This window comes from Blastomonas natatoria (assembly GCF_003201955.1).
GTDB lineage: Bacteria > Pseudomonadota > Alphaproteobacteria > Sphingomonadales > Sphingomonadaceae > Blastomonas > Blastomonas natatoria.
The window spans coordinates 15,021-36,094 of record NZ_QJJM01000016.1; the positions used below are offsets into that span (position 1 = coordinate 15,021).

At 62.3% G+C, this 21,074-nt stretch carries 18 protein-coding genes and 1 tRNA gene; 7 read left to right on the top strand and 12 right to left on the bottom strand.

All coding sequences use genetic code 11. The features are described 5' to 3' along the window. Window positions 1-149 precede the first annotated feature (149 nt). The 6 genes from C7451_RS16660 to folK all read right to left on the bottom strand — a co-directional run bounded on the left by C7451_RS16660 (window position 150) and on the right by folK (window position 6,689). Complete coding sequence (locus C7451_RS16660) at window positions 150-1,259, bottom strand: cell wall hydrolase (protein ID WP_244181989.1); 1,110 nt, start codon at window positions 1,257-1,259, stop codon at window positions 150-152. A 164-nt stretch (window positions 1,260-1,423) separates the two neighbouring features. Next, window positions 1,424-2,386, bottom strand: a complete 963-nt coding sequence (locus tag C7451_RS16665; RefSeq protein ID WP_244181991.1) for a glycosyltransferase — start codon at window positions 2,384-2,386, stop codon at window positions 1,424-1,426. Window positions 2,387-2,496: 110 nt separating this feature from the next. Next, the gene (locus tag C7451_RS16670; RefSeq protein WP_167398586.1) at window positions 2,497-3,888 is read right to left on the bottom strand and encodes an MATE family efflux transporter; all 1,392 of its coding nucleotides are present in this window, start codon (window positions 3,886-3,888) and stop codon (window positions 2,497-2,499) included. Window positions 3,889-4,035: 147 nt separating this feature from the next. Beyond that, window positions 4,036-5,880: a DUF885 domain-containing protein gene (locus C7451_RS16675; RefSeq protein WP_244181993.1), complete on the bottom strand. Its 1,845-nt coding sequence runs from the start codon at window positions 5,878-5,880 to the stop codon at window positions 4,036-4,038. Window positions 5,881-6,034: 154 nt separating this feature from the next. Continuing rightward, window positions 6,035-6,110 (bottom strand) — tRNA-Lys (locus tag C7451_RS16680). Window positions 6,111-6,194: 84 nt separating this feature from the next. Beyond that, window positions 6,195-6,689 carry a 2-amino-4-hydroxy-6-hydroxymethyldihydropteridine diphosphokinase gene (folK, locus tag C7451_RS16685; RefSeq protein ID WP_110300045.1) on the bottom strand — a complete coding sequence of 165 codons (495 nt, stop codon included), beginning with the start codon at window positions 6,687-6,689 and terminating at the stop codon, window positions 6,195-6,197. Between the two features lie 22 nt (window positions 6,690-6,711). Here folK and C7451_RS16690 point away from each other — a divergent pair, with 22 nt between their 5' ends. Next, window positions 6,712-7,383 (top strand): uracil-DNA glycosylase, encoded by a 672-nt coding sequence (locus tag C7451_RS16690; RefSeq protein ID WP_110300046.1) that lies wholly within the window; start codon window positions 6,712-6,714, stop codon window positions 7,381-7,383. Here the strand turns inward: C7451_RS16690 and C7451_RS16695 are convergent. Beyond that, window positions 7,367-7,906 carry a (2Fe-2S)-binding protein gene (locus C7451_RS16695; protein WP_110300047.1) on the bottom strand — a complete coding sequence of 180 codons (540 nt, stop codon included), beginning with the start codon at window positions 7,904-7,906 and terminating at the stop codon, window positions 7,367-7,369. The genes C7451_RS16690 and C7451_RS16695 overlap by 17 nt on opposite strands. Window positions 7,907-7,968: 62 nt before the next feature. Beyond that, window positions 7,969-8,730 (bottom strand): class II aldolase/adducin family protein, encoded by a 762-nt coding sequence (locus tag C7451_RS16700; RefSeq protein ID WP_110300048.1) that lies wholly within the window; start codon window positions 8,728-8,730, stop codon window positions 7,969-7,971. 30 nt (window positions 8,731-8,760) lie between these two features. Between C7451_RS16700 and C7451_RS16705 the strand changes: the two genes are divergently transcribed. The 3 genes from C7451_RS16705 (at window position 8,761) to C7451_RS16715 (ending at window position 10,540) form a co-directional block, all read left to right on the top strand. Next, complete coding sequence (locus C7451_RS16705) at window positions 8,761-9,408, top strand: SOS response-associated peptidase (RefSeq protein WP_110300049.1); 648 nt, start codon at window positions 8,761-8,763, stop codon at window positions 9,406-9,408. Between the two features lie 190 nt (window positions 9,409-9,598). Further along, the gene (rpsU, locus tag C7451_RS16710; RefSeq protein WP_007688176.1) at window positions 9,599-9,805 is read left to right on the top strand and encodes a 30S ribosomal protein S21; all 207 of its coding nucleotides are present in this window, start codon (window positions 9,599-9,601) and stop codon (window positions 9,803-9,805) included. A gap of 129 nt (window positions 9,806-9,934) precedes the next feature. Next, complete coding sequence (locus tag C7451_RS16715) at window positions 9,935-10,540, top strand: FKBP-type peptidyl-prolyl cis-trans isomerase (RefSeq protein WP_110300050.1); 606 nt, start codon at window positions 9,935-9,937, stop codon at window positions 10,538-10,540. Window positions 10,541-10,611: 71 nt separating this feature from the next. Here C7451_RS16715 and C7451_RS16720 read toward each other — a convergent pair whose 3' ends face one another. The 3 genes from C7451_RS16720 to C7451_RS16730 all read right to left on the bottom strand — a co-directional run bounded on the left by C7451_RS16720 (window position 10,612) and on the right by C7451_RS16730 (window position 15,902). Beyond that, a complete protein-coding gene (locus C7451_RS16720; RefSeq protein WP_167398587.1) occupies window positions 10,612-11,079 on the bottom strand; it encodes an acyl-CoA thioesterase in 468 nt (155 codons plus the stop codon). 161 nt (window positions 11,080-11,240) lie between these two features. Next, complete coding sequence (locus tag C7451_RS16725) at window positions 11,241-13,865, bottom strand: TonB-dependent receptor (RefSeq protein WP_110300052.1); 2,625 nt, start codon at window positions 13,863-13,865, stop codon at window positions 11,241-11,243. 252 nt (window positions 13,866-14,117) lie between these two features. Then, window positions 14,118-15,902, bottom strand: a complete 1,785-nt coding sequence (locus C7451_RS16730; protein WP_110300099.1) for an aminopeptidase P family protein — start codon at window positions 15,900-15,902, stop codon at window positions 14,118-14,120. A 245-nt stretch (window positions 15,903-16,147) separates the two neighbouring features. Here C7451_RS16730 and C7451_RS16735 point away from each other — a divergent pair, with 245 nt between their 5' ends. Beyond that, on the top strand, window positions 16,148-18,214 hold the full coding sequence (locus C7451_RS16735; protein WP_110300100.1) for a S9 family peptidase: 2,067 nt from the start codon (window positions 16,148-16,150) through the stop codon (window positions 18,212-18,214). Between the two features lie 48 nt (window positions 18,215-18,262). On the opposite strand, the gene C7451_RS16740 is transcribed toward C7451_RS16735, so the two are convergent. Further along, on the bottom strand, window positions 18,263-19,102 hold the full coding sequence (locus tag C7451_RS16740; protein WP_244181998.1) for a hypothetical protein: 840 nt from the start codon (window positions 19,100-19,102) through the stop codon (window positions 18,263-18,265). Between the two features lie 313 nt (window positions 19,103-19,415). Here C7451_RS16740 and C7451_RS16745 point away from each other — a divergent pair, with 313 nt between their 5' ends. After that, entirely contained in the window at window positions 19,416-20,078 is a 663-nt protein-coding gene (locus C7451_RS16745; RefSeq protein ID WP_110300053.1) for an energy transducer TonB, read from the top strand. A gap of 97 nt (window positions 20,079-20,175) precedes the next feature. Continuing rightward, the gene (locus C7451_RS16750) at window positions 20,176-20,940 is read left to right on the top strand and encodes a MotA/TolQ/ExbB proton channel family protein (protein ID WP_208625245.1); all 765 of its coding nucleotides are present in this window, start codon (window positions 20,176-20,178) and stop codon (window positions 20,938-20,940) included. Window positions 20,941-21,074 lie beyond the last annotated feature (134 nt).

Consider the following 21,074-nt stretch of genomic DNA (forward strand, 5'->3'; position numbering starts at 1 on the left):
TCTCAAACTGGGACATTCGCATGGCGCAAGGCAACTGAACGTGCCCAACCGTAAGCTAGCAAGTGCTAAGCGTGCTTTGGCGAAGCTGGTTTCCAGCTGTGGTTAACGCTGTGGCAGGGCTCAGAGACTGCCCGGCAGTTCCGGCAGCGTCAGGTACCTGGCTGACGGATCCACTGGCCCGAGTTGCGATATTCGGGACGAACCTGGCTGTTGTCGGGCAGGTTGCTGCCGCGAACGGCACTTTCACCTCCGCGCTGGGCAATGTCGGGCGCATAGGCCGGAACATGGGATCCGGACGAACCATGTCCGGCCGATGGCGCAGCGCGACCCAGCCGCTGGGCTTCGAGCACGACCGCATTGTCGGCTTCTGCCTTCAGCCTTGCCGCCTCATAAGCCTTAGCCAGCACCAGCGGGTCGAGGGGATCCACGCCGCCGGCAAGGGTCAATCCGGCACGGGGCTTGGGTCCCGGATAGGGTTCGCCCCCCAGATAACGGGCGTTGAAGGCGAGGCCGCGCCCTGCGGCGCCTTGCCAGCGATAGAAGCGATGCGCTCCGATCGTCCCGATAAAGTCGAGGCTCGGTGCCCAATAGGGAGAGACTTCGGTGGTATGATAATGGGTGGCAGTGCCGACTGGGCGGTACACATAGCCGGCAAGGGCGCGCTCGGCGACGCGTCGGGCGCGCGCCCAATAGGTAGGGCTGGGCGCCCGCGCCATGGCGCCGTCGCAGCTGAAGGTGAACTGGCAGCCGCTGGCGCGTTCCGATCCCTGATAGACCACGCCGCACACTGTGTTGGGATAGCTTGGGTGCATCACGCGGTTGAGCACGACCTGCGCAACCGCCTGTTGCCCTGCATCGGGCTCCATGGCCGCCTCATAATAGATGGCGGCGGTAAGGCATTGCAGCGCGCGGCCCTGATCGATGGGCGATCCGTTGATGACAAGCCCCCGGACCATGCCGGCACCGGCGCCCAGGCCTGCTGCCCCGCTGTCCAGCACTGCAGCCGTCGGACGTTCCAGCGAGCCGGTATCATCCAGATAATAGAAGGCAGAACCAGGAAAGTTCTGGCCCGGCTGCTCGAACGCCATGCCGCCCTTGGGCTGATATTGCGGTCGGGCATCGACCTCATCGCCGCGCTGCGCGCGGACGATCTGCGAGGCACCAAGGGACAGAACCAGGGCAAGCAGAAGCCAGGCGGTCCATTCGCGCAGACCCATCGCGCTCTGGGCGCGGAAGATGGTGGCGAAGCGCAAGGGCATGATGAGCGGAACTATCCTGTCGGAAAGGCTGGCGATATGCACGCCGTCACACCGCCCAATAGCCGAAATCCCTTACCAAATCAGCGACGAAATCGTGCTGTGTCGCCATGGCACAGGCCCCGTTACAGGAATTAACATCCGCATATGGAGCAGGATCGAAGGCTTCAATATCGCACGAGGTCGAACGAGAGATTCAACGCCTGCGGAATCATGCCAAGCTTCACCAGGCGCCCCGCCGTGCGCCAGAAGCCGTTCTTGGTGCCGCCTTCGCGAAGATGAGCCTTCATCAGTGCAAGGCCACCGCCGTTCAGTGCATCGGGCGAATATTTGATGCTGTCGATCACTTCGAGCCGCATCCGCGCCCCTATGCCGGTCGTCCCCAACAGAGCATCGATCTGGTCGAGCGAAGGCAGGGAGCTGGCGCCATCGAACGGGTCGGGTCGCCCGATGCGCCGCTGCTGCGCGGCATAACGCGCGCAGGCGGCCCCGATAGCCTGGATCAGAATATGCTTTTCGCTGACCTGCTCGGGAGATCTGCGATAAAGAAACAGCCGGTCAGGCAGGTTGTGGAGATCGTACTGTTCGCTCACCCGCAGCCAAAGGTCATAATCCTCGCAATGGCGGAAGGCGGCTCTATAGCCCCCAAGTGCGCGGATGGCATCGCGGCGCATCATCACCGAAGGATGGCATATCGCGCTCGCCACCATCAATCGTTCGCGTATGGCAGCGGGTTGTTCCGGATGGAAATCGGAGCAGGGAAAGAACGCGCCGTCTGCGTCCAGTTCATCGGTATTGGTGCCCAGTACCGCGATCTCGGGATGGGCTTGCAGGAAGGCCAGCTGCACCGCAAAGCGTTCGGGCCGCGAGACATCGTCGCAATCCATCCGCGCCACCAGCGGCGCGCGCGCCTCGTCCAGCATGCGGTTGAGGCTGGCGATCAGCCCGCGATTTTCCTGATGAATGGCTCGAATCCGGCTGTCTTGGGCCGCGTAGCGATCGATGATCGAACCGGATGCATCGCGCGAGCCATCGTTGACGATCAGGAATTCGAAGCGACTCTCGGTCTGCCCCAAGATGCTCTGGATCGCCTCCGCGACATAACGCTCGCCATTATAGACGCTCATCATGACGGAAATCAGAGGGCTATCGGGCGATGGCATAGTGGTTCAGACGCCGTTTTATTGGGACACCGATCTTGTAAATAGACGTTTCACAGGGCTCCGCCAAACTGGTTAACCTATATTTTTCGGAGCTGGTTCACCCTGTAGCGTGTCAACCAATAGGCCCCTATGCCGAACAGCACGCCACCGACCGCCTGACCCACAAGGACACCCGGCGCGCCGGCCATGCTGCTTCCGATCATTGCCAGCGGCAGAACGCCCAGCGTGTTGCGGCCCCAGTTTGTCCAGCTTGACCAGGATGCCCGGTCGAGATTGTTGAAACTGGCATTGGCGATGAACAGCAAGCCGTTGAAGAAGAACAGCGGCACAACGATCCAGGCGAAGGCGTGGATCAGGTCCATGCCTGCCTGTGGCAGGTCGAAGATCCAGCCGATCGTGTCGACCCCAAGAATCAGGGCTGGCCAGATGAGCAGCGTGAAGCCCGCAGCGAAAAGGACAGCGCGATCGATCGTGCCGCGAACCCTTTCCAGCTGGCCCGCGCCGTAATTCTGTCCAATGATCGGACCGATCGATCCCGAGAGCGAAAAGAGCAGGCAGAAGGCCAGCGGAACAATTCGCCCGATCACGGCATAGCTCGCCACGGCCGCCTCGCCATAGACCGCGATGAGGCGGAAGGCGATGATGCCGCCAACCGGGGTTGCCAGGTTGGTCAGCACGGCAGGGACCATGATCTTGCGAATATCGACAAGATTGGCAGCAAAGCTCTGTCGTGAGGGCATCGCGAAGCCGCCATAATGCTGCAGGATGGGAATGATCCCGCTGGCCGCCATCATGATGATCGCGATGACCGTGGCCCAGGCAGCACCGACAAAACCCCATCCCAGGCCGAACATAAGGATCGGGTCGAACACCGCATTGCCGATGGCCATGGCAAGCGTGGTATTCATGGCGCGGCGTGCATCGCCATAAGCGCGCAGGAATCCGGAACAGACCATGCCGGTCACGGTGACCGGCCCAAAGGGCGCGACGATGCGGATATAGCTGACCGCTGCATCTCTGGCCGTTCCGCTGCCCCCCATGAGTTCGACCCATTGCGGTGCAAACACCCAGAATATCAGAGCGATAACGCTGGACAACGCAATGCCGATCAGCAGCACCTCACCAAGCAGCGCGCGCGTGCTCTCGCTGCGGCCCATGCCGATCCGGCGCGCGGCAAGCGCGCTGATAGTGATCATCAGTCCGATGTTGAGCGAGGAGTTCAGGAAGAGCAGGGTGCTGGCAAAGCCTATCCCGGCGGTAAGTGCCGGATCGCCCAGCTGCGAGATGAAGAACAGGTCGACGAAGTCGACAATGAAAAGCGCCAGCAGGCCAACGCTGGAGGTCAGCGTCATCACCGCGACATGGCGCATCAGGCTGCCGGTCAGGAACTTGCCATTGCCCGGGCGGACCGGTGGCGCAGCGGAAGCACGAAGCCCTGACTCTTCCGAGCCGGCGTCGGTGGGCGTCATTTCGACGGCGGCAGTGGTGGGTTCAGTAATGGCGGAGTGTCCGTTGTTCCGGGCAACAAACAGCATCGCCCGATACCGTGCATATAGGGCATCGCCGCGCCAGCAAAAGCGGGTTTCTTATCGAAACCCGCTTTTGAGAAAGCAGGCCTAGCCCCGGCTGCGCTGGATCCAGTCATCCACTCGCCGTTCGAGGATCGACAGCGGCTGGGAACCGGATGCGATCAGCAGGTCGTGAAAGCCCTTGATGTCGAATTTCGCACCCAGCGCCTTTTCGGCTTTCTGACGAAGCTCCACGATCTTGAGCATGCCCATCTTGTAGCCGGTCGCCTGACCGGGCAGAGTGATGTAGCGGCGGATTTCCGAGCGCGAACGTTCTATCGGCTGGCGTCCGGTGGTGTTCATGTATTCGACTGCCTGATCCTCGGTCCAGCCCTTGGCGTGCAGCCCGGTATCGACAACCAGGCGTGCGGCCCGGAACAGCTCGGCGTCGAGGCGCATGAAATCGGCGGCGATGTCGGGAAATGCATTCATCTCCTTGCACAGCGATTCCGCATAGAGCGCCCAGCCTTCGCCAAAGGCGACATAGCCCGTCACTGCGCGGAATTTCGGGCCGCTCTTCTGGCGGACCTGAATGTCGCCCTGCATGTTATGGCCGGGCACGGCCTCATGACACATCAACGTGTATTTGGCAGCCGGGTCGGGCACGGTGCCGACAAGATGCACATAGGTGCGGGCAGGGCGCTTGCCGTCGGGGCTGGGTGCCGAAGCATGCGCTGCGCCGCCTGCAACCTCCGAGAACGCGGGTTCGCGGACCACCTCGATGCCATAGGCGGGCAGCGTGTTGAAATAGGGGTCCAGCAGGCTGCGCGTGTGCTTCACGAAGGCATTGGCGCTATCGAGATACTCCTTGCGCGCGGCATCATCGAACGGCCTGGGCGGATAGAGCCGGGCACGCTCAGCATAATAGGCGCTGCGATCCTGGAACCCGGCCTGGCGTGCCAGTGCATCCTGCTCCGCCTCGATCCGCGCCACCTCTGAAAGGCCGATCTGGTGAATCTGCTCGGCCGTGTAATCGGTCGTGGTGTTGAGCTTCAGCTCATTGGCGTAATAGGTGGTTCCCTCCGGCAAAGTCAGCGCGCCGACCTTGCCGCTGGGAGCGTTGGGCAGGCTCGTCCGAGCCCAAGCGATGATCCGATCATAGGCAGGCTTGAGAGCGACGATCGCCTCGTGCGCCTCGGCCAGATACCCGTCCGCATCTGCGCGCGCCAGCTTGCCCGACGATACCAGCGCCTCGGTCTTCGCCTTGACATCCGCCCACAGGGCCGCATCCGGACCATCGCTGAACGGCGCACCGCTGGTCAGCTTCTCGCTGCCGCTGATGATCGTCTCGACCTGGAATTTCGGCGCGCGGATGCCAGCGGCCTCGCTGGCCTTCGTACGCTCGATCGCGACGACGAGCACCGCGGGCATGCCCCTCAATCGTGCGATATAGTTCTTGAGATCCGTTTCGTCCGCGACAGTATGCGTGTTGATCAGAAAATCGGGAAGCTGGCTGTGCGCGGAATAGAGCCGCGAATAGAAGGGCGGGCGATAGATCCGGTTGGCATGCTGCATGGCGGCACGCTCGGCTTCCAGTTCCCAGATGTCGTAATTGACCTGCGCTTCGGGCGACAGCTTCGCACGATCGAACTTCACCTTCATCCGGGCGACGCTGTCCTGACGCCATTTGACCTGCGCCGCAGCGGCCGCTTCACTGGGATCGTTCCACTTGTCGCCGCCATCCTTGCGGCCCAGCCGCGTGGCAAGCTGGGGCTGCGTCTTCACCCATGCCTCGAACTCGGCATCGAGAAACGCGGTCAGGGCAGCATCCTCGCTGGCCGGGGTCTGCTGCGCCGCTGCACTTTCGACGACAAGCGGAAAGGCGGGCATGGCCAATGCGAGGGCAAAGGCACAGACGACGTTGCGAGCGATCGGGCGAAATACTGGCTTCATGGTGATTCCCCTTGGTTTGGCGGCGACCATAAGTAGATGATCGCAAAGGGGGAAGCCCCGGTTCGACGAACGGTATACGAATCCGCATCAACCCGTCACGCCCTTATCGGGCCTGATGCAGGCCTGGCCCCAAACCGGCGCGCAATCCATGAAATGGTGAGCCCTGCTGGGTTCGAACCAGCGACCTACTGATTAAAAGTCAGTTGCTCTACCGACTGAGCTAAGGGCCCCCTTGGGGTGGCGGTGCAGCGACGCCATCGGTGGCCGGGCGGACCCGGGTGCGGGCATCCCCCTAGTCGGGCCGGCCCATCGGGTCAACCCCGTGCGGCGCGATGGCATAGTTGCGCGATGCTGAGGCCGGTCAGCGGGTCGCGCCAGCCCGGCGCGATGGCTGCCGCCGGGCGCAGCACGAAGTTGCGGGTGCGATAGGCAGGGTGCGGCACGATCAGCGGTGGGCACGGGGAATGCCAAGTGCCGCCCGACCACAGGATGATGTCGAGATCGAGCGTGCGCGCCGACCAGCGCTGGCCGCGCCGCCTGCCGAAACGCGCCTCGATCCGCTTGAGCAGCGCGAGCAGCGCATCGGGCAGCAACGGCGTGGCAATCACCGCTGCTCCGTTGGCATAGCGGCGCAGCGAGGGGCCGATCGGCGCAGTCTCTATCACGGGCCCGACGGCCAGGACATCGACCCCTTCGCTCGCCAGCGCCAGCAACGCGGCATCGAGCACCTTGCGCGGAGTTCCGATGCGGTGATGCCGCCGGTTCGATCCCAGCGCGATCAGATAATGCTGCAGGCTTGCCTCTGTCATGCCCACCGCCTAGCCCGTGCGGATGATGGAGCAAAGCCCGATTGCCGAAACCGAACCGCCGATCGACTGCCCGCTTTGTCCGCGCCTTGTGGCATTGCGCCGCGAATACCAGGCAAAATATCCCGATTGGTGGAATGCGCCGGTGCCCGCCTTCGGCGATGCCAACGCCTGGCTGGGCATTGTCGGCCTCGCCCCGGGCATGCACGGAGCGAACAGGACCGGACGGCCGTTCACCGGCGACTATGCGGGCGATCTGCTGTTCGCGACCTTTGCAAAGTTCGGGCTGTCGCGCGGCACCTATCAGGCGCGGATCGATGACGGGCTGGTACTGGACGGCGTGATCATCATCAATTCGGTCAAATGCCTTCCGCCGCAGAACAAGCCGACGCCGCAAGAGATCAACACCTGCCGCCATTTCCTGTCAGCCCAGCTCGACGCGCTGCCGCAGCTTCGGGTGTTCGTCGCGCTCGGCCGCATCGCGCATGACAGCTTCCTCAGGCATCTCGGGCTGCGCGCGGCGCGCTATCCGTTCGGGCACAACGCCATGCACGAACTGGGCGATGGCCGGGTTCTGATCGACAGCTATCATTGCAGCCGGTACAACACCAATACCGGGCGGCTGACGGAAGCCATGTTCGAGGCGGTGTTCGTGCGCGCGTTGGCCGAACGCGACCGGATCAATCGGGAGGCGTGAGCGCCGGTACGTCCTTTGCCGCGTCTTCGGGCGAGATGCCCGGCGGCGGGGCGGCGGCGATCGTTTCCTGCCGACGCATCACCCGTCCGGCGCGCTTGATCGCGGCACGGACGCGCGGATAGGTGCCGCAGCGGCACAGGTTGCGGATAGCGGCATCGATCTCGGCATCGCTCGGGTCGCTGTTCTTGCGCAGCAGCACACTCGCCGCGATGATCATGCCCGGGGTGCAGAAGCCGCATTGCACTGCCTGTTCGGCAACGAAAGCCTGTTGCACCGGATGGCTTCGGTCGCGGCTCAGTGCCTCGATCGTCGTCACATAACGACCCTCGACCTCGGCGATGCTCACCAGGCACGAGCGGATCGCCTCGCCATCGACCACCACCATGCATGCGCCGCAATCGCCATTGCCGCAGCCATATTTCGTGCCGGTGAGGTTCGAGGCATCCCGCAGTGCCCAGAGCAGGGGGGTCTGCGGGTCCAGGCGATACTGTACCGGGCGGTCGTTGACGGTGAACTTGGTCATGGGCTCAGCGCCTATCCGAGCTGCGAGCGCAAGTCACCATGCACGGACCGCCCGCATGCCAATCAGTCGCGCCAGCTCGGGTCGATCTTGTCGACCTTACGCACCATCGCGGCAAAATCGGGCACGCCCGCGCCCATCGGCAGCTGCACCTGGCTGAGATCGCGCTGGTGTACCGCAATCACCTCGTCGGGCACGATGATCGGCTTGCCCATCGACATGGTGGCGAGCTGGATCTCGCATGCGCGCTGCAGCGACCAATAGGTGATGAACGCCTCGGGCAGGGTGCGGCCCATGACCACGGGGCCATGGTTCCTGAGCATCAGCACGCGCTTGCCGCGCACCGCCTCGACCAGCCGCTCGCCTTCTTCGGCGCGCACGGTGACGCCTTCGAAATCGTGATAGGCGATGTTGCCGATGAAGTTGCAGGCGTAGAAATTGGTCGGCTGCAGGCCGCCTTCGGTCGAGCAGACCGCCATGGTCGCGGTGGTGTGCGTGTGGATGATGCAGTGCATGTCCGGCAGTTCCTTGTGGAACACGCTATGCTGGGTAAAGCCGGCCTTGTTCACCGGATAGGGCGATCCGTCGAGCTTTTCGCCATCGGAGTTGATCTTGACCAGATTGGAGGCGCAGACCTCGCTGAAATGCAGGCCATAGGGGTTGATGAGGAAGGCGTCTTCCTCGCCCGGCACCTTGAGCGTGATGTGGTTGTAGATCATTTCCGACCAGCCCATCATGTCGAACACGCGGTAGCAGGAGGCGAGCAGCTTGCGTGCTTCATGCTCTTCGGTGCTCATCTGGCTGGTTGGTTTCAATGCGGTGGCCATCACGCTCTCCTGTCCCTATCATTGGTGGCTATGTGCAACCTGTATCGCATGACAAGCAACGCCGATGCAATCCGCCAGTTGTTCGGTGCGGTGCTGGGTGAGGTCGATCTGGGCGGCGCGAACCTCCCGCCATTCGAGGGCATCTATCCCGATTATGAGGCGCCGGTGCTCGTGGCGGAGGGGCAGGGCGCAAGGCTTGCGACGATGCGCTGGGGCTGGCCTCCCTTTGGCGATATCAGGCGGCCGATCACCAATGTGCGCAATCTGTCGTCGCCGATGTGGCGCAGCGCCCTGCGCGTTCCGGCGCGGCGATGCCTGGTGCCGGTGACCGCGTTCTGCGAATATGCTGCGGCCCCTGATCCCGTCACGAAGCGCAAGCGGCAGCACTGGTTTGCCCTGACATCGGGCGAGCCCTTCGCCTTTGCGGGCATCTGGCGACCGGTCGAGATGGGAGCGCGCTTTGCGTTTCTCACCTGCGCACCCAATGCGCTGGTCGGCGCGGTCCATCCAAAGGCCATGCCGGTGATGCTGACCGGCGAGAGACTTGCGCAGTGGCTGCGGGAGGACTGGGGGCAGGCCGAGAGGCTGGTGGCCCCCTATCCGGATGCAACGATGATCGAACTGCCCGAGGCTGCGCCACACGATGCAAGCGGGCCACAGCCCGGCCTTTTCGGCTGAAACGGCGCGAAATTCCTTGAAAATGCCGCCATGCGCTGGTATCGGCGCGCCGTGACCGACAGCCTTTTGGCTGGCGTGCCCTATTTTATTGGCCTTCTAGCTTTGGCTTTGCAGTCCGTTTTCCGCGCCCCATGGCGTGGCGCGAGCGTGTCTGCGGTGCTGTGATTCGAAATGGAGCTGACGTAAGTTTATGCAGATTCTCGTACGCGATAACAATGTTGACCAGGCGCTGCGGGCGCTCAAGAAGAAGCTGCAGCGCGAAGGTGTGTATCGCGAAATGAAGCTGCGTCGGCATTATGAAAAGCCCAGCGAAAAGCGTGCCCGTGAAAAGGCAGCTGCCGTGCGTCGTGCGCGCAAGCTGGAGCGCAAGCGCATGGAACGTGACGGCGCGAAATAAGCCGGTTATAGCATCGCGAAACTGACGGATCGGGGACGCCGATTCGTCGCAACGGCCCCTGATGGGACTGCAAGGTCAAGGCCTGGCAGTGCTTCTCAGGGGCTTGTGGTACGATAATCGGAGGCTGCCATGTCCGTAACCCGCGTTCCCATTCCACCGCTGGCCAAAGGGTCGCTGACCAAATTGTGGATCGGTGTTGCTGCTGCCGTTGCTATTGCCGGCGGAACTGCCTGGGCCGGCCTGCAGTCGGTTCCGCAATCAGCGGCGGGGTTCCTCGCCAGCAATGCAGATGAGCCGGGCGTGATCACCACCGAGAGCGGGCTTCAGTTCAAGGAACTGGTCAAGGGCAGCGGCCCTTCGCCCACGGATGCCGACGTGACGCTGATCAACTATCAGGGCACCCTGATGGACGGCACGCCGTTCGATGCGAACCAGCGCGTGCCCATGCCGGTCGCAGGTTCGATCCCCGGTTTTTCCGAAGGGCTGAAGCGGATGCAGCGGGGCGGCAAGTACCGCCTGTGGATTCCGCCCGAGCTTGGCTATGGCGCCGAGGAAAAGACCAATCCGCAGACGGGGCAGGTGGTCATTCCGGCCAACAGCCTGCTGGTGTTCGACGTCGATCTGGTCGAGTTCATTCCTGAAGCCCAGCTGCGCGCGATGCAGCAGCAGCTGCAGGGGCAAGGCGCTCCGGGTGGTCCTCCGGGTGCACCGCCGCCGGGAATGCCGGGCAACTGATAGCAGAAACATGAAAAGGCCGGTGTCACCACCGGCCTTTCTTGTTGCAGGCTTCCGGATCGGAAAGTGCTCTATACACCCTCGGGCGGAACCCGCTCGAAGGACGCTACCATATCCTTGAACCATTGCGGCACCGGCGCGGGTCGGCGTGTTGCGACGGAAAAGTGCACATAGCTGATCGTGACCACGGTCAGCAGTTCCTCTCCCCGGAAGATCGCACACTCGCTGGTCAGCGAGCTCGTACCGAAGCGCTTGATGCGCACGGCCAGGTCGATCATGTCATCGGCGACTGCGCTTCCGCGAAAGTCGACCTCTGCATGGCGCACCATCATGTCATGATCGGGGCCGAACAGGTTGAAGCCCGCACTTTCCGGCTTGCCGCTCGCCACATTGAGCGCGCGGAAATATTCGGTGATGCCGACATCGGCGTACATCAGATAATTCGCGTTGAAGACGATATTCTGCATATCGACCTCGTGATAATGCACGCGCTTGGGCGCGATGCTGCGATAATGGGCGCGGATGGGCGCGTCCGACATGCTGTTCCCCTCTGTCGTTCTCGTTCCGGATCGTCTGCTCCGCATACACAATGCTGGGCACAAAAAAAGGGGGGGCATGAAGCCCCCCATTTCCCTGTTTTCAATCGGTTGGGTCTTTTGCCAACCTGATCGTGACCAAGCCCGGTCAAACCGTGAATGGATCAGAACTTGAAGCGGATCGAGCCACCATAGGTGCGCGGCAGGCTGGGATAGCCGGAGATGCTGCCGGCCTGAGCAACCGAGTCGAACACCGTCGAGATGAACCGGTCGTCGAGCAGGTTGCGCGCCCAGGCGCTGATTTCGAAACCGTTGGTCAGCTCGAGCGTGGCCGAGACGTTGACCAGGTCGGTCTGGCGACGGAACTGGCGAGCAATATCCAGCGCGGGCTGGAAGTTGCGGGTGCCGTTCGGGTTGGTGACGATGAAGCCCGGCAGGCCTTCGGCGATCTGCACGTCGCTTTCATAGGCATAGTCGCCGCGAACGGTGAACTTCGTGCCGCCTTCGAACTCATAGGTGTACGAACCGCCCATCGAGGCCGACAGGGCAGGGATGCCCGCCGGGGTCGCACCGGTGAGATCGCCCACCGCCGAATTCAGGAAGCTGTCGTACTTCGGATCGAGATAGGTGAAGGCGACGAACAGGTTGAGGCCGTCAGTCGGACGGACGGTGCCGTCGAATTCGATACCGAAGGTCGACTGCTTGCCCGCATTGGCGAGCGCGAAGCCGGTGCCGGTGAACACGTTGCTCTGGAAGCCACGGATCGACTGCTTGAACACGGTCAGGTTGAAAGCGACCAGCGGCCACTGCGCCTTGATACCCGCTTCATAGACTTCCGATTCCTCGGGGCCGGCGAAACGCGAACCGGTGGTTAGATTCGGCACCGCCAGGCCTGCATTGCGGATCGGCGAGGCTGCCGGATTGGTGACCGGCGAGCCCGGGATGAAGTCGGTCGGGAACGGACGGCTGTCACGCGACAGGTTGAACGAGGTCGCCTTGAAGCCGGTGGCGTAGGTCGCATAGATGTTCACATTGTCGGTGATCTCGTAGTTCGCGCGGATGGTGTACGAGAAGTCGTCATCTTTGGTCCGGCCGCTTTCCACTGCATTGGGATAGTTGAGGAAGGGCGGCAGGAACTGCAGGCCGCGCAGGGCGAGCAAACCATTGGTGGCCGGATTTTGCGCACCGGCCTGAATGGCCGCAAACACGGCGGGGTTGGCCTGGGCGAATGCACCGACAGCCGCTGGGTTACGGGCGTCCACGCCGCGACCTGCCAGGGCTTGAGCAAATCCGATGGCAACCAGGTCGAGGTTCGAGAATGCGTCGGTGCTGACCACATTCGAGGTCACGCGCTTCTTGTCTTCGGTATAGTTGAAACCGAACGTGAAGGTCAGGCGATCGATCGGCTTGAAATCCACCTGTCCAAAGATCGAATAAGCGTCGTTGCCGTAGGTGAAATCGTCGAAAATGCCCTGACCCTGGCGGAAGAACGTGTTCTGCGGAACGCCCAGAAGGCCCTCGAGGATCGGAGCGCTCAGCTGGCCACCTGTGCCTGCACCAATCAACGCGCTCGCATAGCCACGGAAATCACGCCCGAAGAGCAGCGAGTTGGTGAAGTCGATATTTTCGTTGAAATAGAAGCCGCCGAGCAGGAAGTTCAGCGGGCCGTCAAAGTCCGATGCAACGCGCAGTTCCTGGGTGAAGGTGTCGATCGAGGTGTTGGCCGCGTTCTGGCCGATCAGGTCGGCGCTGGTGAAGTCCGAATCCTGGTTGGTTGTCGAACGGACTTCGCGATAGGCGGTGATGCTGGTGAAAGTCAGCGCGCCGACATTCCAGTCGCCCTGCAGCGATCCACCATAGTTCTCGATCACGTTGGTAGAAGGAAAGTTGTTGCGGACGGCGTATGAGAACGGGTCGGCCGCTTCAAGCGGACGCGCCTGACCGCTTGCAGCGCGCAGCGCCGCAGTGATCCCGGGGTTTTCGCGGACGTTGGCCGCGATACAGCAGTTTTCGTTGATCTTGTCGTAATCACCGATCACGCGGAACGACAGGTCGGCGCTCGGTTCCCACAGCAACTGGCCCCGCACGCCCCAGCGATCGCGGTTGTTGAACTTCTGGTTCAGGTTGAGGTCACGGGCATAGCCGTCACGCTTGTTGATGTTGCCGGCCAGGCTGAAGGCCAGAGTGTCGCTGATCGGGCCGGTAATGTCGCCGCGCAGGATGCGTGCGTTGAAATTGCCATAGGTCGCTTCAACCTGACCGCCGAATTCGAACTGCGGACGATCGGTGACGATGCTGATGATACCTGCAGACGCGTTCTTGCCGAACAGGGTCGACTGCGGGCCACGCAGCACTTCGACGCGCTGGATATTCGGGAGGTCCCCGATCTGGGCAGCCGACCGCGAGCGGTACACGCCGTCAATGAACACGCCGACCGAGGGTTCGATGCCGGGGTTGTTGGCGCCGTTGCCGAAACCGCGGATGATGAAGTTGGTGTTGGCCGAGCTCTGCAGCTGCGAGACGCGAAGCGAGGGGACCAGGGTTTGCAGGTCGATCAGGTCGCGGACCTGCGCGTCTTCGATGTCTTCGCCGCTGGTCACGGAGACCGCGATCGGAATTTCCTGCAGCGTGGTTTCGCGCTTGGAGGCGGTCACGATGATGACGTTGCTGTCGGCGGTCTCTGCGTCCTGCGCCGCGTCCTGTGCGAAGGCAGAGGCGGGCATGGCGAGCGTGCCGAGTGCTGCACCCGAAAGCAGAATGGATTTCAGGCGCGAGTCGGTGATGGTCATTGGGTGTTCTCCCCTAATGGTGCTGACGAAACGGCCCTGTCCCCGGGCCTGCTATGGCTTTGAGTCGTCCCTTATGGCTGACACCCGACTGTCACAAACGAAAAGCTAGGAAACCTAAGCGATTCCGGCGCCTGCGTGACATTATTGCAACGAAATTAACGATTGTTGCCGCGTCAATTGCGCGGGTCGCAATTGTGCGTCGCAGCATTCCGTTCGCGTAAAGCAGGCGAAGGCGTCAGATTGACGCGAACGTCAAGCGATCGGCGCGCAGGCCCGTTCCAGCCAAGCCAGGGCTTCTCCGTCCAGCTGAGGGGCAACCACCTCCATCACCTTGCCATGATAGGCGTTGAGCCATGCAAGCTCGCCGGGGCTCAGCAGGGCAGGATCGATGCAGTTGCGATCAATGGGAGCAAAGGTCAGCGTTTCGAAGCCCAGCATCTCCTGTTCTGCGCCTTCGATCTCGATCGGTTCGACCAGCACCAGATTCTCGATGCGGATGCCGAACTCGCCTGCCTTGTAATAGCCCGGCTCATTCGAGCATATCATGCCAGGGCGCAGCGGCTCGCCCTGGCCGCCAAAGGCGGCGATGCGTTGCGGCCCTTCATGCACGGCAAGGAAGCTGCCGACACCATGACCGGTACCATGGGCATAGTCGACCCCGTCGGCCCAGAGGAACTGCCGCGCCAGCGCATCGAGCTGGCCGCCGGTCGTGCCCTTGGGGAAACGGATGGTGGCGAGCGCGATATGGCCCTTGAGCACCTGGGTGAAGCGGCGCTTCATCTCTGCCGTCGGTGTACCGATGGCGATCGTGCGGGTAATATCGGTGGTGCCGTCGAGATACTGACCGCCGGAATCGACCAGATACAGGCTGTCCATCACGATCGGCAGGTTGGTCTCTTCCGACACGCGATAATGGCAGATCGCGCCATTGGACGATGCGCCCGAGATCGTGTCGAACGACGTGTCGATAAGCTTGCCGGTCGCTTCACGGAATTCGAGCAGCTTGGCGGCGGCCGAAAGCTCGGTCTGGCCACCCGCAGGGGCAGCAATCGACAGCCAGTGCAGGAAGCGGCTGACTGCGGCGCCGTCGCGCGCCTGCGCCGCACGGTGCCCGGCGATTTCCGTCGTGTTCTTCATCGCGCGCGGCAATACGCTGGGATCGCGCTTCGCGACGACCTTCGCCCCGGCAGCCTCGAGCCGGGCAAAGATTGCAGCAACCGCGCGTTCGGGATCGACCGCGACCGCCTTGCCACTCAGCGCGTCGAGCCCCTCAGGGAAGCTGTCATAATCGTGCAGCGCGACCTGGTTGCCCAGATGCGCGCGCAGATCGTCGGTCACCTTTCCGGGCGCGACATACAGATCCGCGCGGCCATCCTGATGCACCACCCCATAGGACAAGGTGACCGGCGTGTGCGTGATATCGCTGCCGCGCACGTTGAAGATCCACGCGATCGAATCGAGCGCGGTAATGACGGCTGCATCGAGATTTTCTTCTGCCAGCCAGGTCGCGATGTCGCCGCGCTTCTCGGCTGAATCGCGGCCCGCATATTCCATTGCATGCGGCTTCATGATTGCATCGGGACGCGCGGGCTGATCGTGCCACACCGCATCGACCGGATTGTCAGTCAGTTCCTTGAGCGTCGCCCCCGCCTTTGCCAGCTTGGCGCTTGCCTGCTTCACCCAGTCGCGCGTGTGCAGCCAGGCATCATAGCCGATGACCGCCCCCTTGGCTGCGTTTGCGCCCAGCCAGTCTGCCACGCTCTGCTGCGCCGTGCCGACATATTCGAACAGCCGGCCATCGACCTGATCGCGAACCTGGATGGTATAGCGTCCGTCGACAAAAATCGCCGCCCGGTCGGATAGCACCACCGCGCTCCCCGCCGATCCGCCAAAACCGGTCAGCCATTCCAGCCGCTGCGCATAGGCACCGATATATTCGCTCATATGCTCGTCACAGATCGGAACGACAAAGCCATCCAGCCCCTGGCGCTTCAGTTCTTCGCGCAGGGCGGCCAGGCGGGCTTCATGGGTGGACATCAGCATGGCGGGGTATCAACTCCTTGCAAAAGCGGTTGGGCAGCAAGATAGAGACTATCCGTGCGCAGCGCCAGTCCGGCGCGGTCTGCGGCACGTCTGCAAGCGAACACGTTTGAAGGGAAACGTTCATGCCGATCCGACTGCGCGGTGCGCCCGCCATTGCCAAGACCGCTCTGGCAGCGGCGCTGGCGGTGACGTCGCCTGCCCTTGCCAATGCTCCTGCTTCAACCAACGAAAGTGCATCCATGTCCCAAACGTCCAAGCCGCCGATCGCCGAGCAGCGGCCCTATAGCTACGAACGCCATGGCGTGACCGTTCAGGATCCTTGGCACTGGTTGCGCGATTCCGGCTATCCCAAGGTCGACGATGCCGATGTGCTGGCCTATCTCGAGGCGGAGAACCGCTGGTTCGAGGCGGCGATGCAGCCGCATCAGGCGCTGACCGACGCGCTGTTCGAGGAAATGAAGGGGCGCATCAAGGAGGATGACAGCTCGGTCCCGCAAAAGGACGGAGACTGGTACTACTGGGTCGAGTACGACAAGGGCGCCCAGTACAAGAAATGGTATCGCAGGCCCGTGGCGGGTGGCGACAAGGTTCTCATCCTCGACGAAACCGAACTCGCACGGGACAAGGACTATTTCCGCCTCGGCGCCTTTTCGGTCAGCCCCGATGGCAGGCTGCTCGCCTATTCGGTCGACGACAATGGTTCGGAGCGGTTCGAGGCACGCTTCAAGGACCTGACCACCGGGAAGGTTCTGGAAGACGTCATTCCGGGCACGCTTTCCAGCCTGGTCTGGACCGCAGACGGGAAGGGCCTGCTTTACGGTCTCGCCAACGAGAACTGGCGCACCGATAACGCCCGGCTGCACCTGCTCGGAACGCCGCTCGAAAAGGATATCGAGCTGTACAAGGAGGCCGACGAAGGCTTCCGTGTCGATATCGGCATGACCTCCAACGAGAAATACATTGTCATCGCCACCGGCGACAACGAAACCAGCGAGGTCCGGCTGCTGCCCGCCGACAACCCGCTGGCCCAGCCGATCCTCATCAGCCCGCGCCAGAAGGGCCGGGAATATGATGTCGAGGAGCGCGACGGCACGCTGTTCATCCACACCAACGACGATCACGTGAACTTTCGGCTTGCCACTGCGAGCATCGACAATCCGGGGCAATGGACCACGCTCATCCCGGGCAGCGACGAATTCTACATGACCGACATGAACGCCTTCAAGAACTTCTATGTCGTCGAAGGGCGGCGGGGCGGCCTCGACCAGATCGAGATCCGCGACTATGCGGATGCGAGCAAGGTGCAGCCGATCACCTTCCCGGAGGCAAGCTATTCCGCCTCGCTGGGCGACAATCCCGAATGGGACATGAAGGTGCTGCGCCTCGCCTATGAATCGATGGTCACGCCCGATACGGTCTATGACTACGACGTGGCGACGCAGAAGCTGACCGTGCTCAAGGTGCAGGAAGTGCCCTCGGGCTACAACGCCGCCGATTACGAGACCGAGCGGCTGATGATCACTGCGCGCGACGGAACGCAGGTGCCGGTTTCGGTCATCTATCGCAAGGGCTTCAGGAAGGATGGCAGCGCGCCGCTGCACCTCTATGCCTATGGCGCCTATGGCTATGCCGTGCCGCCCAGCTTCTCGGTCACCCGTCTGAGCCTGGTCGATCGCGGCTTTGCCTATGCCATCGCGCATATCCGCGGCGGCGACGATCTGGGCCGCAAATGGTATCTCGACGGAAAGCTGACCAAGCGGACCAACACGTTCAACGACTTTGTCGATGTCGCCAAGGGGCTGATTGCCAAGGGCTATACGGCCAAGGGCAAGGTCACCGCGAGCGGCGGCTCTGCGGGGGGCGAGCTGATGGGCGTGGTCGTCAACACCGATCCCGATCTGTGGGGCGCGGTTGTCGCGCATGTGCCCTTTGTCGATGTGGTCAACACGATGCTCGACGAGACGCTGCCGCTCACTCCCGGCGAATGGCCCGAATGGGGCAACCCGATCACCGACAAGGCGGCGTTCGACCTGCTGATGTCGTACAGCCCGTATGACAATGTGAAGGCCCAGGCCTATCCGCCGCTGCTGGTGACCGCCGGCCTCAATGATCCGCGCGTGACCTATTGGGAGCCAGCCAAATGGGTGGCGAAGCTGCGCGTCACCAAGACCGATGACAACGCACTGCTGCTCAAGACCAACATGGGCGCGGGCCATGGCGGCAAGTCGGGGCGGTTCGATTCGCTCAAGGAAACCGCCGAGGAGTTCGCCTTCATCCTCTGGCAGATGGGCATGGCCGGGAAATAAGCCGGTATGGGCCGGGGCAGGGCGCCAGCGCTCAGCCCCGGCCATGCGTCAGCGGCAGGGGCCGAGCTGTTCTCGCACGTAATTATAGTCGCGCCGCGCCAGATCATTGTCGGCGGGCGTGTCGGACACCAGTGCCCGCGCCGGAATCTCGCGCGGGAGGAAGCAGGCGAGGCGGTACCAGAGCAGGGTATTGCGGCGCGGCGGCGCGGCGGCTTCGTCTACGATCTCGGTCAACGATACGGCCCAGCGAGGCGCGAGGCCCGGCCGGCGCAGCACGGTGATCGATACCGGGTCGCCGGTCGAGGTTGCCAGAAACACCTGGGTTTCCCCTTCGCCTTGCAAGTTCCCGCGCACATGCAGCGCCTCGCGGATGCCCCGAATGCTGGGGGGCGCGCTGGGGCTCACGAGTTCGGTGATGATCGTGCGTGCCTGCTGCTCGATCTCGGGGCTCCAGGCGATCTGCGCATCCTTTGATACCAGCTGAATTTCTCCCGCACGCGTCCCGGGGCGGGCAAACAGCAGGAACTGTTGCTTCTTGAGCTTGGGAACGTTGCCCTTGGCGTTACGCGGCACGTCAACCAGATAGCGAATCGATTCGCTTACCCCCTGCTTTCCGCGAATGAGATTCAATACCTGCGCCTCGACAAACAGCCGTGCCATTCCGGGAGCGACGTCCGGCGCGCGCTCCGGATCGACCACGGTTGTCTTCCTTATCTGCACCCGCATCACCTGCGGGGCGATGTCTGTCAGCCGTGCCAGAGCGACATATCCGGGTGCATCCGTTTCGGATGAAACCTGTGCATTCGCGCCGTATACGATAGGAAAACCACCACTAATTGCGACGGTTAAGGCCAGGGTGGTGGCAAGCGATTTCAGCGCGTGCGGCATCGTCGAGTCTCCTCGTTTTCAGGGTCCGGGAAGGCGGCTCTCGGGGCTCAAAGGTTAATTCAAACTGAATCCATTTAAGCGATTGCCTGCTGATAAGTTGCGCGTTAAATCCCCTTTCGGGCAAGAGAAAAACAAACCAGAGGCTGGAGCACAGTCGGGGAGCGGGAGGCAAACCTTAACGGGTTGCAGTCCGCAACTTGTGTGTTTCCTGCGCCAGCTGCGGTCATCAGCTGGTTTGTCCGGGTGTCGTGGATTGCAATGTCGGCGCTCCCCGGATGACGGGTTTCACTAGGGTAAGGAGCGTCGTTTCTGAATGGCCTATGCTGATCAACAGGCAAGCGGAAACAAGATAGTTTCCCTGGTTATCGTGGCATTGATCCACATCGTGGTCATCTATGCCCTGGTAACAGGACTTGCATATAGTGCGGTCAAGACGGTGGCTGAAAAGCTGAACGTCGTTGATGTTCAAGAAGAGGTTGTGGAGCCGGAAGAGCCGCCGCCACCTCCGCCGGACCAGCCGATCACACCGCCGCCGGTGGTAACGCCGCCGCCGATCGTTCGGACGCCGCCAACCACGGCTCCGGTCATCACCACCACCAATGTTCCCCCGCCGGTATTCATTCCGAATCCCGTTGCGGCACCGCCGCCCGCGCCTCCGGCTCCGCCTCCGCCGCCTTCCAAGGCTTCGGGTGCATCGCCGCGCGGCAACCCGGGCAGCTGGGCAACCCCCAACGACTACCCCGCGCGAGCACTGCGTGAAGAGCGTGCTGGTACCACTCGTTTCCGCGTCACCATCGGCCCAGACGGCCGCGTGACGGATTGTCAGATCACCGGATCGAGCGGCCATGCCGATCTCGACGAGGCGACCTGCAAGAACGTGACCCGCAGGGCGCGCTTCAAGCCCGCTCTCGATGCTGCCGGAAACGCGATTTCGGATACCTATTCGAACGCGGTTCGCTGGGAAATTCCGAAGTAACATTTGGACTGGATGCCGCTGCGGCGGATTGGGTTTTTGGTTCTAGACGCACCGATTTTTGGACGGCGCTCTATCTATTTTCTGAGAGGAAGTTTTGATGTTGATTGAAATGCTGGCTGCGGCTGCAGGTGAAGCGCCGAAAAACGCTTTTGGTTTTGCAGAAGCTCTCGAGCAGGGCGGTGTGATCGCTTACGCCACCGTCGTCATCCTGGGTATCATGTCGTTCGGTTCGTTCTTCATCCTGTTCACCAAGCTGTTCGAACAGCAGAAGGTGCTTTCGCAGGGTGCCAAGGTTCGTGAAACCTTCTGGCGCGCTGGCAGCATGAAGGAAGGCGCCAACAAGCTCGAGAAGAACACTGCCTATCGTCAGATCGTCGACGACGGCCTGAAGGCGCAGGAAGAGCATGCCAAGCTGACCGACCCTGTCGAAGCGCATGACTGGCTGCACGGTTCGCTGAGCCGTTCGGAAGCTGCCATCAACGCCAAGCTGGCTGGTGGTCTGCCGTTCCTTGCAACCGTGGGTGCAACCTCGCCGTTCATCGGTCTGTTCGGTACCGTTATCGGTATCTACCGCGCTCTGATCAAGATCGGCATCGCCGGTCAGGCATCGATCGACCAGGTCGCCGGCCCCGTCGGTGAAGCTCTGATCATGACCGCACTGGGTCTGGGCGTGGCCGTTCCCGCTGTGCTTGCCTACAACTGGCTGCAGGCTCGCAACAAGCTGATCGCTGCTCAGCTGAGCGCGTTCTCGACCGACGTTCTGGGTTACATGGCTTCGAACGGTGCCGTGGTTCCGGCAACCAAGGCTGCTGCTCCGGTTGCCAAGCCTGCTGCTCCCGCCGCCGCTCCGATCAAGAAGTAATCCGGCTGGGATAGGGGTGCGATCGGGCTTCGGCACATCGCACCCTGCCCAGGCAGTCATGCCTCACGGGGCATGTTGCATCGGATAGACTGGCCGGTTGGGGCTTGCTCCTTCCGCCAGTGACACAGCCACCG

Coding starts and splice junctions, on each gene's coding strand:
- C7451_RS16750 (WP_208625245.1), top strand. CDS start 20,176: ATGTTGATTGAAATGCTGGCTGCGGCTGCAGGTGAAGCGCCGAAAAAC.
- rpsU (WP_007688176.1), top strand. CDS start 9,599: ATGCAGATTCTCGTACGCGATAACAATGTTGACCAGGCGCTGCGGGCG.
- C7451_RS16675 (WP_244181993.1), bottom strand. CDS start 5,880: ATGAAGCCAGTATTTCGCCCGATCGCTCGCAACGTCGTCTGTGCCTTT.
- C7451_RS16690 (WP_110300046.1), top strand. CDS start 6,712: ATGATGGAGCAAAGCCCGATTGCCGAAACCGAACCGCCGATCGACTGC.
- C7451_RS16665 (WP_244181991.1), bottom strand. CDS start 2,386: ATGATGAGCGTCTATAATGGCGAGCGTTATGTCGCGGAGGCGATCCAG.
- C7451_RS16660 (WP_244181989.1), bottom strand. CDS start 1,259: ATGCCCTTGCGCTTCGCCACCATCTTCCGCGCCCAGAGCGCGATGGGT.
- C7451_RS16700 (WP_110300048.1), bottom strand. CDS start 8,730: ATGGCCACCGCATTGAAACCAACCAGCCAGATGAGCACCGAAGAGCAT.
- C7451_RS16740 (WP_244181998.1), bottom strand. CDS start 19,102: ATGCCGCACGCGCTGAAATCGCTTGCCACCACCCTGGCCTTAACCGTC.
- folK (WP_110300045.1), bottom strand. CDS start 6,689: ATGACAGAGGCAAGCCTGCAGCATTATCTGATCGCGCTGGGATCGAAC.
- C7451_RS16695 (WP_110300047.1), bottom strand. CDS start 7,906: ATGACCAAGTTCACCGTCAACGACCGCCCGGTACAGTATCGCCTGGAC.
- C7451_RS16730 (WP_110300099.1), bottom strand. CDS start 15,902: ATGTCCACCCATGAAGCCCGCCTGGCCGCCCTGCGCGAAGAACTGAAG.
- C7451_RS16715 (WP_110300050.1), top strand. CDS start 9,935: ATGTCCGTAACCCGCGTTCCCATTCCACCGCTGGCCAAAGGGTCGCTG.
- C7451_RS16670 (WP_167398586.1), bottom strand. CDS start 3,888: ATGACGCCCACCGACGCCGGCTCGGAAGAGTCAGGGCTTCGTGCTTCC.
- C7451_RS16705 (WP_110300049.1), top strand. CDS start 8,761: ATGTGCAACCTGTATCGCATGACAAGCAACGCCGATGCAATCCGCCAG.
- C7451_RS16735 (WP_110300100.1), top strand. CDS start 16,148: ATGTCCCAAACGTCCAAGCCGCCGATCGCCGAGCAGCGGCCCTATAGC.
- C7451_RS16720 (WP_167398587.1), bottom strand. CDS start 11,079: ATGTCGGACGCGCCCATCCGCGCCCATTATCGCAGCATCGCGCCCAAG.
- C7451_RS16725 (WP_110300052.1), bottom strand. CDS start 13,865: ATGACCATCACCGACTCGCGCCTGAAATCCATTCTGCTTTCGGGTGCA.
- C7451_RS16745 (WP_110300053.1), top strand. CDS start 19,416: ATGGCCTATGCTGATCAACAGGCAAGCGGAAACAAGATAGTTTCCCTG.